The sequence below is a fragment of the Streptomyces sp. NBC_01689 genome, assembly GCF_036250675.1.
Taxonomy (GTDB): Bacteria; Actinomycetota; Actinomycetes; order Streptomycetales; family Streptomycetaceae; genus Streptomyces.
Window position 1 is genome coordinate 8,340,440 of sequence record NZ_CP109592.1, and the last position, 13,064, is coordinate 8,353,503.

The window sequence follows — 13,064 nt, forward strand, 5'->3', positions numbered from 1 at the left end:
GACGTCCGCCGTAGGATGCGGGAGAGCAGGTGCGGCAGACGGCTGGACTGGGAGCAGTAGACCATCGTGAGCAGCGAGAACTCTTCGGCGGACGACGGACAGATGGTGTGGGACGTCGTCGTGGTCGGCGCGGGGCCGGCGGGCGCCTCGGCCGCCTATGCGGCAGCGGTCGCGGGACGCAGCGTCCTGCTGCTGGAGAAGGCGGACCTGCCGCGCTACAAAACGTGCGGCGGCGGGATCATCGGCCCGTCCCGCGACGCGCTGCCACCGGGCTTCGAGCTGCCGCTGCGGGACCGGGTGCACGCGGTCACGTTCTCGCTGGACGGCAAGTTCACCCGCACCCGGCGCTCCAAGCAGATGCTCTTCGGGCTGATCAACCGGCCCGAGTTCGATCAGCAGCTCGTCGAGCACGCGCAGAAGGCGGGCGCCGAGCTGCGTACGGGCGTCACGGTCTCGCGGGTCGAGCAGCACGGCTCGGCCGTGCCGGACCGGCGCACCGTCGCCGTCGTGCTGCAGGGCGGCGAGACGGTGCTGGGACGCGCGGTGGTCGGCGCGGACGGCAGCGCCAGCCGCATAGGGGCGCATGTCGGGGTGAAGGTCGACCAGGTCGACCTCGGCCTGGAGGCGGAGATCCCGGTGCCGGAGACCGTCGCCGAGGACTGGCAGGGGAGGGTCCTGATCGACTGGGGTCCGATGCCCGGGAGTTACGGCTGGGTGTTCCCCAAGGGGGACACCCTCACCGTGGGCGTGATCTCGGCCCGCGGCGAAGGAGCGGCCACCAAGCGGTACTTGGAGGACTTCATCGCCCGGCTCGGGCTCGCCGGTTTCGAGCCGAGCATCTCGTCCGGCCACCTGACGCGCTGCCGCGCCGACGACTCCCCGCTGTCCCGCGGGCGGGTCCTGGTGTGCGGGGACGCGGCGGGACTCCTGGAGCCGTGGACACGCGAGGGCATCTCCTTCGCGCTGCGTTCCGGGCGGCTGGCGGGGGAGTGGGCGGTACGGATCGCCGAGGCGCACGACGCGGTGGACACCCGTCGCCAGGCGCTCAACTACGCCTTCGCCATCAAGGCCGGGCTCGGGGTCGAGATGAGCGTCGGCAAGCGCATGCTCACGGCGTTCGAGCGGCGGCCGGGCACGCTGCACGCCGTCCTGACCGGGTTCCGGCCCGCCTGGAACGCGTTCGCACGGATCACCCGCGGCTCGACCACGCTGGGCGAACTCGTCCGGTCCCACCCGTTGGCCGGGCGAGCCCTCACCGCGCTCGACAAGTAGAACCGGCCGGCGGCCGGGGGTGGTGACGGCCGGGCCGGAGGGCTCGGGCGCCGGGCCTCCGGTTCGGGGCGGTCCGTCCCCGCGGGCGGCCGGGGCTCGCGGGGCTGCCTACCGGGGTCGGTGCGGGGTTCGGGGTTCGGGCGGGGGGTCAGGGCGCGGGGGCGTCGTGCCGGATGCCTCGTGCCACCCCGTCCGTGGAGTGTCCGTAGATCGTGCGGGGGCTCGGGGCCGGACGGAGTCCGGGCAGACCCCGGGCGGTGGCGGTCAGTTCTCGACCAGGACCCGGAAGACGGGGTGGTCGGGCGCGATACGGCGCAGTTCCTCGTCGGAGGAGTCGGGGCCGACGCCGTTGAAGAAGACGCCGACCTCGGCCTTCCAGCGCTTGAGGTACGCGCGCAGCAGCGGGACCTTGTCGTCGTCGGTGACCTCGGTCGCCGTGAACGTGTCCACCCTCTTGCCGAGGTGCAGCTCGCCACCGCCTGCCGCCCGCATGTTGTGCGTCCACTGGACGTGGCCGCGCGGCGCGACCAGGTAGTGCTGCCCGTCCACGGTGAGCAGGTTGACCGGAGTCGTACGCCACTCACCGCTCTTGCGGCCGCGGACGGCCAGCACCCGGGACCCCCAGACGCTGAGACCCCGCCGGGTCATCCAGGCCACGGCCCGGTTGAAGACGTTGACGGTGAACCAGCCGGGCTTCTGGACATGCGTGGACATGATGACCCCCATCGTCGGGGAGAGCGCCGCTCACTTTTGTGAGCACTGCTCTCGCTTGTGAGCAGTCTGCAGGAGAACGGCGATCGAAAGCAAGAGCAGTGCTCTCGAATTTGTGCGGTGCTCTCGTTTGTGTGCAGTGCTCTGGAAACGTGGCACACTGCACCCATGACGACCGCACGAGGAGTACGCGCCCGGGCCAGGATCGAGGTCACCGCGGCCATCAAGGACGAGGCGCGCAGACAGCTCGCCGCGGAGGGGGCCGCCAAGCTCTCGCTGCGTGCCGTCGCCCGCGAACTCGGCATGGCGTCCTCCGCTCTCTACCGGTACTTCCCCAGCCGTGACGACCTGCTGACCGCGCTCATCATCGACGCCTACGACTCCCTGGGGGAGAGCGCGGAGGCGGCACACGCCGGGATCGCCGGGACCGCCGGGACCGCGGCCGGCGGCCCGCGCGACCGCTGGATCACGGTCTGCGTGGCGGCCCGCCGTTGGGCGCTGGACCACCCGCACGAATACGCGCTGATCTACGGCTCGCCCGTCCCCGGATACACCGCGCCGCAGACCACCGTCCCGGCCGCCTCCCGCGTCGGCCTGCTGCTGGTCGGGATCCTCCGCGACGCCTACCGGGGCAGGGGCGTGGCCCGCACGCCCCTGCCCGCGGAGCTGGGGACGGAGGCCCGGCGCATGGCCGCCGACCTCGCCCCCGACCTCCCGCCGGAGGCCGTCGTGGCACTCGTGTCCGCCTGGGCACAGCTCTACGGCCTGATCGGCTTCGAGGTCTTCGGACAGTTCAACAGGGTCGTCGAGGACCGGGAGGAGTTCTTCCGGCACGCCGCGGACCGACTTGCCCACGGTGTGGGCCTGGTGTACCCGGAACCGACCGGGACACCGGCCGGGAACGACGGCGGGACCGTCTCCTGAGCGATGGTCCGTAACCGTACGCGTCTTCGCCTTCGCATCCCGTACCCGCATCCCGTACCCGCCTCCGCATCCGTACGCGGGCGTCCCGGGCCGCGGTCCGCCGGGACGCCACTGGCGAGGGACGCGACGACCCGCGTGATGTGCGGTCCGTGATGTGCGGCCCATGACTTCCGGCCCATGACTGCGACCCGTGCCGTCCGGCCCTTCTCACGCGGGCCTCGCCCGGTGGGGCCTCGCCGTGGGCCTCCACCGGGCGAGGCCCGCGGGCGCGTGGGCCGGGGCGCACCGACGGCCGGCGCGCGGCGCTACTCCCTGGGGAGTACGTGTGATCACCTCGTCCGGCGGACGCCCCGGACCGTCCGCGCCGTCTAGCGTGGCCGTCATGGAAGAGCAGCGGACCCGCAGGTCCCCGGTGTGGGGCGGCCCGCCGTGGTGGCGGCACGGCCCTCCGGGGTGGTCCGGACAGCCAGGGCGGACCGGTGGCGACCGGGGGGACGCCGAAGGGCGCGCGGACCGCATGCCCTGGCGCTCCACCCTGCTGCTGACCGTCCTCGTGCTCGTCGGCTCCCAGTTCGCCGCGCACGCCCAGGGCGGGGACCGCGAGACGCTCGACCCCCTCGCGCGGGTTCTGCTGCTCGCGGGCTGCGCGCTGCTGCTGTGGCGGCAGCGGCGTCCCGTGCTCGTCGCCTTCGGCACGGCCGCGGTGACCCTGGTCTACATCGGTGCCGGATACCCGTACGGGCCGGTCTTCCTCACCGCCGCCGTGGGCTGCTTCGGCGCGGTCGTGGCCGGACACCGGCAAGCCGCCTGGGCGGCGATCGGCATGCTCTGGCTCGGTCACCTGGTCATGGCGCACTGGCTGTACCACTGGCTGCCCCCGTCCGGGGACCGCGCGGTCTCATGGACCCGCGAGATCGGCATCGCCACCTGGGGCGTGGCGATCGTGGCCGTCTCGGAACTGGTCCGCGTCCGCCGTGAACAGTGGGCCCGCGACCGCGCAGAGCGCGCGCAGGCCGCCGCGCGGCGCGCGGACGAGGAGCGGCTGCGGATCGCCCGCGAACTGCACGACGTGCTGGCGCACAGCATCTCGGTGATCAACGTCCAGGCGGGCGTCGGCCTCGCGCTCCTCGACTCCGACCCGGAACAGGCCCGTTCCGCGCTCACCACCATCAAGGAGGCGAGCCGGGAGGCGCTCGGCGAGGTCCGCCAGGTGCTCGCCACCCTGCGCGCCCCCGGGGACGCGCCACGAGCTCCGGTGCCCGGCCTCGACCGGCTTCCCGAACTCGTCGAGCAGGCGGCGGCCGCGGGTCTGGCGGTCGAGGTGCGGGGCGCGCCGCCGAAGCTCCCGCCGGGCATCGATCTCGCCGCGTTCCGGATCGTGCAGGAGGCGCTCACCAACGTCGTACGGCACTCGGGATCGCGGAACGCGCGGGTGCGGATCGAGTCGACGGGGGAGGCGCTGCGCCTGGGCGTCGACGACGACGGACCGGCCACCGGCGCCGACGCGGGCGGCAGCGGACACGGGCTGGCCGGCATGCGGGAGCGGGCCGCCGCCCTCGGTGGCACGATCGAGGCGGGAGCGCGCGACGACGGAGGTTTCCGCGTACGGGCCGTACTGCCCCTGCAGGTCAAGGAGGACCGGTGATCCGCGTACTGCTCGCCGACGACCAGTCACTGGTCAGGGCAGGCTTCAAGGCGCTGCTCGACGCCCAGGACGACCTGGAGGTGGCCGGTGAGGCGGCCGACGGTGACGAGGCGCTGCGGAGGGTCCGGACGCTGCGGCCCGACGTCGTGCTGATGGACATCCGCATGCCGGTGCTCGACGGACTGGCCGCGACCCGCCGTATCACGGACGACCCGGACCTGAAGGACGTCAAGGTGGTCATGCTCACCACCTTCGAACTGGACGAGTACGTCTTCGAGGCGATCCGCTCCGGGGCCTCCGGCTTCCTGGTGAAGGACACCGAGCCGGCCGAACTGCTGCGCGCGGTAAGGGCGGTGGTGGAGGGCGACGCGCTGCTGTCGCCGGGGGTGACGCGGCGGCTCATCTCCGAGTTCGCGGCCCGCTCGAAGGAACCGGCGGCGGCCGGTCTGCTCGCCGGACTCACCGAGCGGGAGCGGGAGGTGATGGCTCTGGTCGGTATCGGTCTGTCCAACGACGAGATCGCCAGACGACTGGTCGTCAGTCCGCTCACCGCGAAGACCCATGTCAGCCGGACCATGGTGAAGCTCGGAGCCCGCGACCGGGCCCAACTGGTCGTGATGGCCTACGAGTCGGGGTTGGTCCGGCCGGGGTGGCTGGGCTGAGCGCCGGCCGCGCGGCCGAACCGGATCAGTACCGTGACCACGCGTACGGCGAAGAGCGCCACGGCCAGCATGATCCCCGAGGTGATCAGGATCTTCTCGACGGCGAAGGGGAGACGGAACAGCAACGCGGGACCGCACACCGCCCCCAGTGCGAGCACCGCCGCGAACGCCGCGCTGAACAACGCGTACCCGATCTCGACGGTCATCGCGTCCCGTTCGTCCTGTGTACGTGTCGGTCTCATCGCACAAGTGTCCGTGCGACGCGCCCGGCGGGCAAGGAATGTCCGGCCGGGCGCGTCGAGTTGAGCGCGGAACGAGAGGGAACGAGAGGGAACGGGAGAGAAGGGGCGGGGTGAAGGGAGCGGGGCGCGGGTCCTGGTGGACGGAACGGGCCTCGCGGGCCGGTCAGTCGCGGACCGTGACGCGTTCCTGCGACGCCTCCTGTGTGGAGTGTGTCAGGCGCGTCGGCCCGGCGGGCTGCGCGGACTTGGCGACCACGACAGATCCCCTCGGGCGCCGCGTCCGCAGGCCGGGCAGGGTGATCAGCAGTCCTGCCAGGGCGATGCCCGTGACCACGAGCAGGCCCGGCCGGTAACTGTCCAGGACGGCCTGCGGCGAGGAACCCTCGGAGGAGTTGGCGGTGACGACCGCCGTCACGACCGCCAGGAAGATCGCGCCGCCGACCTGGACCGAGGTGTTGAGCAGACCGGAGACCATGCCCTGCTCGTGGTCGTCGACACCGTTGGTGGCCTGGATGTTGAGCGACGGGAAGACCAACGCGCAGGCCGCGCCGATCAGCAGCATGGTCGGCAGGATCACCGACGCGTACACCGGGTCGAGACTGACGCGCAGGAACAGGGCGTAGCCGACCACCATCAGGGCGAAGCCCACGGCGATCAGCCGGGGGGTACCGAAACGGTCCACCACGGCGCCGACCTTGGTCGAGGAGAGCGCGACCAGCGCTCCGGCGGGCAGGAAGGCGAGCGCGGTGTGCAGCGCGGACCAACCGAGCAGCGACTGCATGTAGAGGGTGACCAGGAACTGGAACCCGACGTACGAGCCGAAGAACGCCATGGCGCCGAGCTGGGCCCGGATCTGGTTGCCCGAGCGCAGGACGCCGAGCCGGATCAGGGGGCCGGGTGAGCGGCGCTCGACCCGGACGAAGACCGTGAGCAGGACGGCGACCGCGAGGAAGGAGAGCAGGGTGCGGGCCGAGGCCCAGCCGGCCTGCGGGGCCTGGACGACGGTGAACACGAGCAGCAGCATCGATGCCGTGCCGAGAACGGCGCCCGGGATGTCGTAGCCGTTGTGGTCCTTCTCGCGTTCGCTGCGCGGCAGGAGCTTCATGCCGACGAGGAGGGCGAGGAGCGCGATGGGGGCGGGGAGCAGCATGGTCAGCCGCCAGCTGGCCTCGGTGAGCAGGCCGGACAGGACGAGGCCCATCGAGAAGCCGGTGGCCGCGCACGTGGTGTAGATCGACAGGGCGCGGTTGCGCAGCGGGCCCTCGGGGAACGTCGTGGTGATGATCGACAGGCCCGCCGGCGCGGTGAACGCCGCGCTGAGGCCCTTGATGAAGCGGCTGGCGATCAGCAGAGGGCCCGAGTCGACGAGTCCGCCGAGCAGCGAGGCCAGGGCGAAGACGCCCAGGGCCACGAGGAAGACCTGGCGGCGGCCCAGCAGGTCGGCGGTGCGTCCGCCCAGCAGCAGCAGTCCCCCGTATCCGAGGATGTAGCCGCTGACGATCCATTGCAGTGTCGAGGTGGAGAGATCGAGTTCGGAGCCGATGGAGGGCAGCGCGACGCCGACCATCGACACGTCCAGCGCGTCCAGGAACATCGCGGCGCAGAGCACCAGCAGGGTGCCCCACAGGCGCGGGGTCCAACGTCCCAGGGACGCGGGGGTCATGAGCGGGGAGGTCATGCGGGAGAGGTTACATGCACATGCATCCAATGCAAATGCATTTAATGCGGATGCAATAAAGGGGTTTCTTTGCTACCGTGCGCGCATGGCGGCGGAGAAGGCCGAGCAGGTGCTCGTGGACCAGTGGCGCGACATCCTCGCGGTGCACGCGCGCACCCTGTGCGAGGTCGACCGGGTCCTGCACCGGCACGGCCTGGGCGCGAGCGCCTTCGAGGTGCTCGACGTGCTGGCCGGGGACGCGGGGGCGGACGACGCCTGTTCCTACCGCGTCCAGGAGATCTCCGATCGCGTGCATCTGAGCCAGAGCGCGCTCTCCCGGCTGGTGGCCCGCCTGGAGAAGGACGGCCTCGTGACGCGCGGCATGTGTCAGGAGGACCGGCGGGGGGTGCGGGTGTCCCTCACACCCAAGGGGCTCGACCTGCACCGCGAGGTGCTGCCGCTGCAACGCGCGGTGCTCGCACGGATGTTGGCGGGCGATTCGGCCACCTGCGACCGGGTCGCCGGGTTCAGCTCCAGGTGATCCCGGACGTCTCCCGCCACAGGGTGGTGAGTGACTCGTCGCCGGTCACGGTCGGGAACGGCACCCGGTTCCACAGCGCGAGATAGAGCCGCGCGGCGGGTCCGGACACCTCGCAGTCGACGCGGACGTCGTCGCCGTCGTGCCGTTGCGGGCCCCGCGCCGGTCCCCTCTCGCTCACCGGCGGTTCGGGCGACAGCCGTACGGTCCACATCGCGTCGGCGTCCGTCGCCCGCACGCGCAGCACACGGGGCGTCCGTGTCCGCACCTTGCTCCGCGACCTCCCGTGGAAGCCGCGGAGCAGCTCGTCGATGCCGTCCACCGCGAAGTCCGCGGAGACCGTCCCCGGCGGGCCGCCCAGCGCCGACTGCGCGTCGAACCGGTGCACGGCCGTCTCGTGCGCCTGCCGCCGGGCCCAGAAGGCGAGCGGCGAGGGGGCGGGCAGAAAACTCCAGCACTCGACGTCCCGCGGCGCGGAGGCGAGACTGGCGACGAGCCGGCGGTGGCCGTCGCGGAACCAGGACAGGAGTTCGGCGCCGTCGAGCGCGGGCAGCCCGCCGTCCTGTCGGTACGCGGAGTGGCCCTCGGTGACGAACGTCCGCGCCCAGCGGTGCACCATGCCCGTGTGCCGCAGGAGATCGCGCACCCGCCAGTCCGGGCAGGTCGCCACCTCGGCGTCCGGTCCCGCCTCCGCGGCGGCGGCCGCCAGCGAACGGCCTTCCAGGTCGAGGGCTTCCACGAATTCCGCAACGTCCATGCGGTGAGTCTGCCCGACGGGCCGGGCTCGGAGCACCCGATCGTGAGGGTGTCCTCGCGGGTTCACGATGCCCGGTCGTCGTCGGTCGCGGCCGGTCGGGGACGGGGGCGGGGATGGGGTCGGGCCGCCGGATGAGCGGGCCCGTGGGGTGGACCCGTCCGTCCGGTGGGCCGGGGGCCGGGGCCGTCTGGCCGGGTGTCCGGTGGTCCTTGGGTCGGGTGTCCGGTGGTCCGTGGAGCGGATGTGGGTCCGTGGGGCGTGGCGGGTGGCGGCCGGTGGGTCAGGCCACCGCGGCCCGCCGGGTCGTGAACCCGATGACGGCGGCCACGGCGGCCAGGGCGGCGACGCTGGTGAGGGCCGTGGGCAGGGAGAACCAGTCCGCCATGAACCCGATCGCGGGCGGTCCGAGCAGCATGCCGCCGTAACCGAGTGTGGACGCGGCGGCGACCCCGCCGGGGCCGGCCAGGGTGCCCGCGCGCTCGATGGCCACGGGGAAGATGTTGGCGAGGCCGAGTCCGGTGACGGCGAACCCGAGCAGCGCGGCCCACGGTGCGGGGGCGAGCGACCCGAGCAGCATGCCGACCGCCGCCGTCGCGCCGCCCATCACCAGGATCCGGGTCCGTCCGACCCGTTCCAGCAACGCCGTCCCGCCGAGGCGTCCGATCGTCATGGTGAGCGCGAAGCAGGAGTAGCCGGCGGCCGCGACACCGGGATGCGCCGCGAGGTCCTGTTCGAGGTGGAGTGCTCCCCAGTCGGCTAGTGCTCCCTCGCCGTACGCCGTGCACAGGGCGATCACGCCGAAGACGAGCACCAGCACGCGGGTGCGTGGGTGCGTGCGCCGTGTCCCCCGTTCCTCCGCGCCGAGCGGGTGGTCCGGCGCCGTCGCCACACCCGCGTGGCGACCGTCCGGAGTGATCGGAGCGCGGTCGGAGTCCGGACGGTCCGGCGCGGCTGCGGCCCCGTCGTGGTGCGGCAGGTCCCGTGCGTCCGGCGTCTCGTGGTGGTGCGGCAGGTCCGGCGGGACCGGGATCTCGTGGTGGTGCCGCAGGTCCCGCGCGTCCGGAGTCTCGTCGTGGTCGGGAAGACCCCGTGCCGCCGGGGTGCCGTCGGCGTGCGGCCGGCCCGGTGCCGCCGGAGCCTCCTCGCGCAGCAGGACCCGTCCCGCCGCGGCGGTCACCAGCAGGCCGACGAAGGTCAGCCCCAGGAGGTGACGGGTGGGGGACAGCGATCCGGCGACCAGTCCGCCGAGGCCCGCGCCGATCATGCCGCCCAGGCTGAACGCGGCATGGAAGCCGGGCATGATCGGCCGTCTCAGGGCGGCCACCAGATCGACGGCCGCGCTGTTGAAGGCGACGTTGATCCCGCCGTAGGCGGAGCCGAACACCAGGAGCACGGCTCCCAGGGCGAGCACGGAGTGGGTGAGCGGCGGCAGCGCCACGCTCAGGGAGAGGACGACGGCGCAGGCGACGGTCACCGGATGGTTGCCGAACCGCCGGCACAGTCTTCCGGTGAGCGTCATCGTGATCACCGCGCCGGCCGAGACTCCCAGCAGCGCGAGCCCGAGCGTGCTCGCCGAGGCGCCGGTCTGCTCCTTGATGGCGGGGATGCGGACGACCCACCCGGCGAAGACGAATCCGTCGAGGGCGAAGAAGGCGGTCAGGGCGATACGGAGACGGGTGAGGTCCTTGCCGGTGTCGGGCGCGACGTTGCGCGTGCGGGTTTTGTTTATTTTCGGCACAAACTCACCGTAGGCGGGTGCGTGAGCTGCGGCAAGGCTGTTCGTGGGGGCAATCGAGAGGGAGGGGGGGTGTCGGTTCGCGGGAGGGGTGGCTCGAGGGGAGCAGGAGTGGTTCGAGGGTGGGCGCGGTCAGGGGCGGTGCCCGGGTCGCGGCGGTCGCCTATTCGGACTGTTGTCCAGTCTCTGGTGAGTTCCGGAATCCCTTGCGGCGCGCGCCTCGCGTCGCCTAGTGTCCAATCTCGTTGGACAGTTCGTCCGACGGAGTTGGGCACGACCCGGGGGGAACCTGGTCGCGCCCGGCGAGTACGACGCACCGATTCCTTAGGGGGAATTGATCATGATGGATCCTCGTGAACTGGACGCCGAATCCGCGGAGCTGCTGCCGGGCCGTGAGGCCCTCGGGCGGCTGAAGTTCAGCATCACCAAGACGGTGAACGTCACCAAGCACGTCGCCAACATCTCCGCGCACAACGAGTCGGCCGCGCTGAACGACCACTCCTCGTTCTCGGCGGCGGACTCGGGCGCCGGTCAGGCCATCAACGTCAAGCAGTAGTCCACGACGGCGAGGGCATGAGGCGGACCGCGCGGAGCGCGGTCCGCCTCACTCATGTCCCGGGCCCGACCGTGCGGGCTGGGTCGAGGGGCGGGGTCGGCGGTGCGTGGCCCGGTGGGTCGGACCGGGCCCGGACGGTGGGTCGGACCGCGCGGGGCCGGCGGATCGGCCGGTTTCCCGTCCTGTCGGTGAGCGGGACATTGTTCGAAGCGGGTGACGCGACACACATATTCACGCCCGCCCCTGCCCGCACCAGCCAATTCGGTTGTCCGGGAACGGTGTCCGGTGAGCGGACCGTGCAATTCCACGATTTGTACTCGGAGTTACATCGGTCGAAGCGACAAGTCTTGCTATCGTCCTACTCGTTGGTAGCAAGTCGAATCGGGGGTCGCGGGGAGCGGGCGGATGTATTTCCGTCGTTCCTCGGGCGGGTCGGTCGAGACGGACGCTCTGGCAAGGGGGCCAGGCGGACGCGACAGCCGCGCGTATCTGTGACGCGGCCTTCGAACTCCAGTTTTCTCGCTCACTGATCCGAACAGGTGAGACACCTCATATGGCTCGTTCCCTGGTCGATTTACTGACCGCGCACGCCTCCCGGCAGCCTGACCGGACCGCCTACCGGTATCTCGTCACGGGTGACTGCGACGGAGAGATCCAGGACATCTCCTACGGACGGCTGGCCGAACGGTCCCGGGCCGTCGCCGCCTGGCTCCAGGAACGCGGACTGGCCGGTTCGCGCGCGATTCTTCTTCATCCCCCCGGTCTCGAGTTCATGTCCGCCTATCTGGGCTGCCTTTCGGCCGGAGTCGTCGCCGTACCGGGCGTGCCTCCGCAGGGTCGGACGCAGAACCACCGGGCTCTGCTGCGGACCAGACGGCTGATGGCGGACGCGGACGCACGGGTGATCCTGGGCACGCGCGAGGTGACGTCCGCCCTGGCCGAGACGGCCGATGACCTGCCGGAGTTGACGGCGATCGGCCGCGTCGCGACCGAGGACATCCCCGACGAGGCGGCCGGCTCCTGGCGTGAGCCCGATCTCACGGCGGACTCCGTCGCCTTCCTCCAGTACACCTCCGGATCGACCTCCGCCCCGCGCGGAGTGATGGTGACCCACGGGAATCTGCTGGACAACGAGCGGGTCATCACGGAACGGATGGGCCACACCCCCGAGGTGATCGACGAGTACGGCCACGAACTCTTCGTCAGCTGGCTCCCCGTCTATCACGACATGGGTCTCATCGGCCCGGTCCTCAACGCGGTGCACCTCGGGGTCACCGCCACGTTCTTCTCGCCGCTGCACTTCCTGCAACGGCCCGAACGCTGGCTGAACGCCGTCAGCCGCTACCGCCCGCACACCAGCGGCGGCCCCAACTTCGCCTACGAGCTGGCGCTCAAGCACGCGACACCCGAACACCTCGACGGGCTCGACCTGAGCCGCTGGCGGGTCGCCTTCAACGGCGCGGAACCCGTACGGGCGGCCACCCTGCGGCGGTTCACCGAGACCTTCGCCGCCGCGGGCTTCCGCCGGGAGGCCCTGTACCCGTGCTACGGCCTGGCGGAGGCCACCCTGATCGTCACCGGCGGTTCGGTCCAGGCCCCGCCCACCCTGGCCGGTCCGGCGTCCACCGGGCCGCACACCGGCCCGGCGGACGCGACGGCGGTGGGCTGCGGCCGGCCCGGCCCCGGTATCACCGTGGTCGTCGCCGACCCCGAGCGGCACGAGGAACTGCCCGAGGGCGAGGTCGGCGAGATCTGGGTCGCCGGCGCGAGCGTGGCCAAGGGGTACTGGCGCAACGCCCTCGCCACCCGGCAGACGTTCCGGGCCGGCCTCAAGGGCCGCGAGGGCCGCTTCCTGCGCACCGGCGACCTCGGATTCCTTCGGGACGGCGAACTCTTCGTCACCGGACGGCTCAAGGACCTGATGGTCGTCGACGGCCGCAACCACTACCCCCAGGACCTGGAACTGTGCGCCGAGACCTCCCACTGGGCGCTGCGGTCAGGCTGCACCGCGGCCTTCTCCGTGGACGCGGGGGAGAAGGGCGAACAGCCCGTCGTCGTCGCGGAGACGGCGCCGGAGGCCCTGGGCGAGGCCGAGAAGATCGTCGACCTGATCCGCGGAGCGATCGGGGAGGCGCACGGCCTGCCGGTACGCGACGTGGTGCTCGTCCAGCCGGGCACCATCCCCAAGACGTCCAGCGGGAAGATCCAGCGCCGCGCCACCCGGACGGCGTACCTCGACGGCACCCTCTCACCGGTCGGCGCGCCCGCCTCGGGGTGACGCCGCCGCCGACAGCGTGCCCGCACGCGCCGTCCCCGGCCCACGAGTCGACCAGCGCGACGCATGCGCCGCGTGGCTCCGTCGCGC

General features: G+C 72.1%; 12 protein-coding genes. 7 read left to right on the forward strand and 5 right to left on the reverse strand.

Going from position 1 to position 13,064, the window contains the following annotated elements:
• Positions 1 to 66 precede the first annotated feature (66 nt).
• Positions 67 to 1,272 carry a geranylgeranyl reductase family protein gene (locus OG776_RS35875; protein WP_148012816.1) on the forward strand — a complete coding sequence of 402 codons (1,206 nt, stop codon included), beginning with the start codon at positions 67 to 69 and terminating at the stop codon, positions 1,270 to 1,272.
• Between the two features lie 264 nt (positions 1,273 to 1,536).
• Here the strand turns inward: OG776_RS35875 and OG776_RS35880 are convergent, their stop codons facing one another.
• Complete coding sequence (locus OG776_RS35880; RefSeq protein WP_148011227.1) at positions 1,537 to 1,986, reverse strand: nitroreductase family deazaflavin-dependent oxidoreductase; 450 nt, start codon at positions 1,984 to 1,986, stop codon at positions 1,537 to 1,539.
• 165 nt (positions 1,987 to 2,151) lie between these two features.
• Between OG776_RS35880 and OG776_RS35885 the strand changes: the two genes are divergently transcribed.
• The 3 genes from OG776_RS35885 to OG776_RS35895 all read left to right on the forward strand — a co-directional run bounded on the left by OG776_RS35885 (position 2,152) and on the right by OG776_RS35895 (position 5,214).
• Positions 2,152 to 2,907, forward strand: a complete 756-nt coding sequence (locus tag OG776_RS35885) for a TetR/AcrR family transcriptional regulator (protein WP_148011228.1) — start codon at positions 2,152 to 2,154, stop codon at positions 2,905 to 2,907.
• A 382-nt stretch (positions 2,908 to 3,289) separates the two neighbouring features.
• The gene (locus OG776_RS35890) at positions 3,290 to 4,552 is read left to right on the forward strand and encodes a sensor histidine kinase (RefSeq protein WP_329323170.1); all 1,263 of its coding nucleotides are present in this window, start codon (positions 3,290 to 3,292) and stop codon (positions 4,550 to 4,552) included.
• Positions 4,549 to 5,214, forward strand: a complete 666-nt coding sequence (locus tag OG776_RS35895; protein WP_148011230.1) for a response regulator transcription factor — start codon at positions 4,549 to 4,551, stop codon at positions 5,212 to 5,214. Before OG776_RS35890 ends, OG776_RS35895 begins: the two co-directional genes overlap by 4 nt.
• Here the strand turns inward: OG776_RS35895 and OG776_RS35900 are convergent.
• Together OG776_RS35900 and OG776_RS35905 are read right to left on the reverse strand one after the other, a co-directional pair.
• Complete coding sequence (locus tag OG776_RS35900; protein ID WP_148011231.1) at positions 5,175 to 5,456, reverse strand: DUF6332 family protein; 282 nt, start codon at positions 5,454 to 5,456, stop codon at positions 5,175 to 5,177. The genes OG776_RS35895 and OG776_RS35900 overlap by 40 nt on opposite strands.
• A 163-nt stretch (positions 5,457 to 5,619) precedes the next feature.
• Entirely contained in the window at positions 5,620 to 7,134 is a 1,515-nt protein-coding gene (locus OG776_RS35905; protein WP_329323171.1) for an MFS transporter, read from the reverse strand.
• Between the two features lie 85 nt (positions 7,135 to 7,219).
• Here OG776_RS35905 and OG776_RS35910 point away from each other — a divergent pair, with 85 nt between their 5' ends.
• Positions 7,220 to 7,654, forward strand: a complete 435-nt coding sequence (locus OG776_RS35910) for a MarR family winged helix-turn-helix transcriptional regulator (RefSeq protein WP_148011233.1) — start codon at positions 7,220 to 7,222, stop codon at positions 7,652 to 7,654.
• Here the strand turns inward: OG776_RS35910 and OG776_RS35915 are convergent.
• Both OG776_RS35915 and OG776_RS35920 read right to left on the reverse strand, forming a co-directional pair.
• On the reverse strand, positions 7,641 to 8,408 hold the full coding sequence (locus tag OG776_RS35915) for a maleylpyruvate isomerase family mycothiol-dependent enzyme (RefSeq protein ID WP_329323172.1): 768 nt from the start codon (positions 8,406 to 8,408) through the stop codon (positions 7,641 to 7,643). The genes OG776_RS35910 and OG776_RS35915 overlap by 14 nt on opposite strands.
• A 280-nt stretch (positions 8,409 to 8,688) precedes the next feature.
• Positions 8,689 to 10,146 carry an MFS transporter gene (locus OG776_RS35920; RefSeq protein ID WP_410093238.1) on the reverse strand — a complete coding sequence of 486 codons (1,458 nt, stop codon included), beginning with the start codon at positions 10,144 to 10,146 and terminating at the stop codon, positions 8,689 to 8,691.
• Positions 10,147 to 10,483: 337 nt separating this feature from the next.
• On the opposite strand from OG776_RS35920, the gene OG776_RS35925 reads away from it, so the two are divergent.
• Positions 10,484 to 10,699, forward strand: a complete 216-nt coding sequence (locus OG776_RS35925; RefSeq protein ID WP_187285652.1) for a hypothetical protein — start codon at positions 10,484 to 10,486, stop codon at positions 10,697 to 10,699.
• Positions 10,700 to 11,252: 553 nt separating this feature from the next.
• On the forward strand, positions 11,253 to 12,977 hold the full coding sequence (locus OG776_RS35930; protein ID WP_329323173.1) for a fatty acyl-AMP ligase: 1,725 nt from the start codon (positions 11,253 to 11,255) through the stop codon (positions 12,975 to 12,977).
• Positions 12,978 to 13,064: the final 87 nt, after the last annotated feature.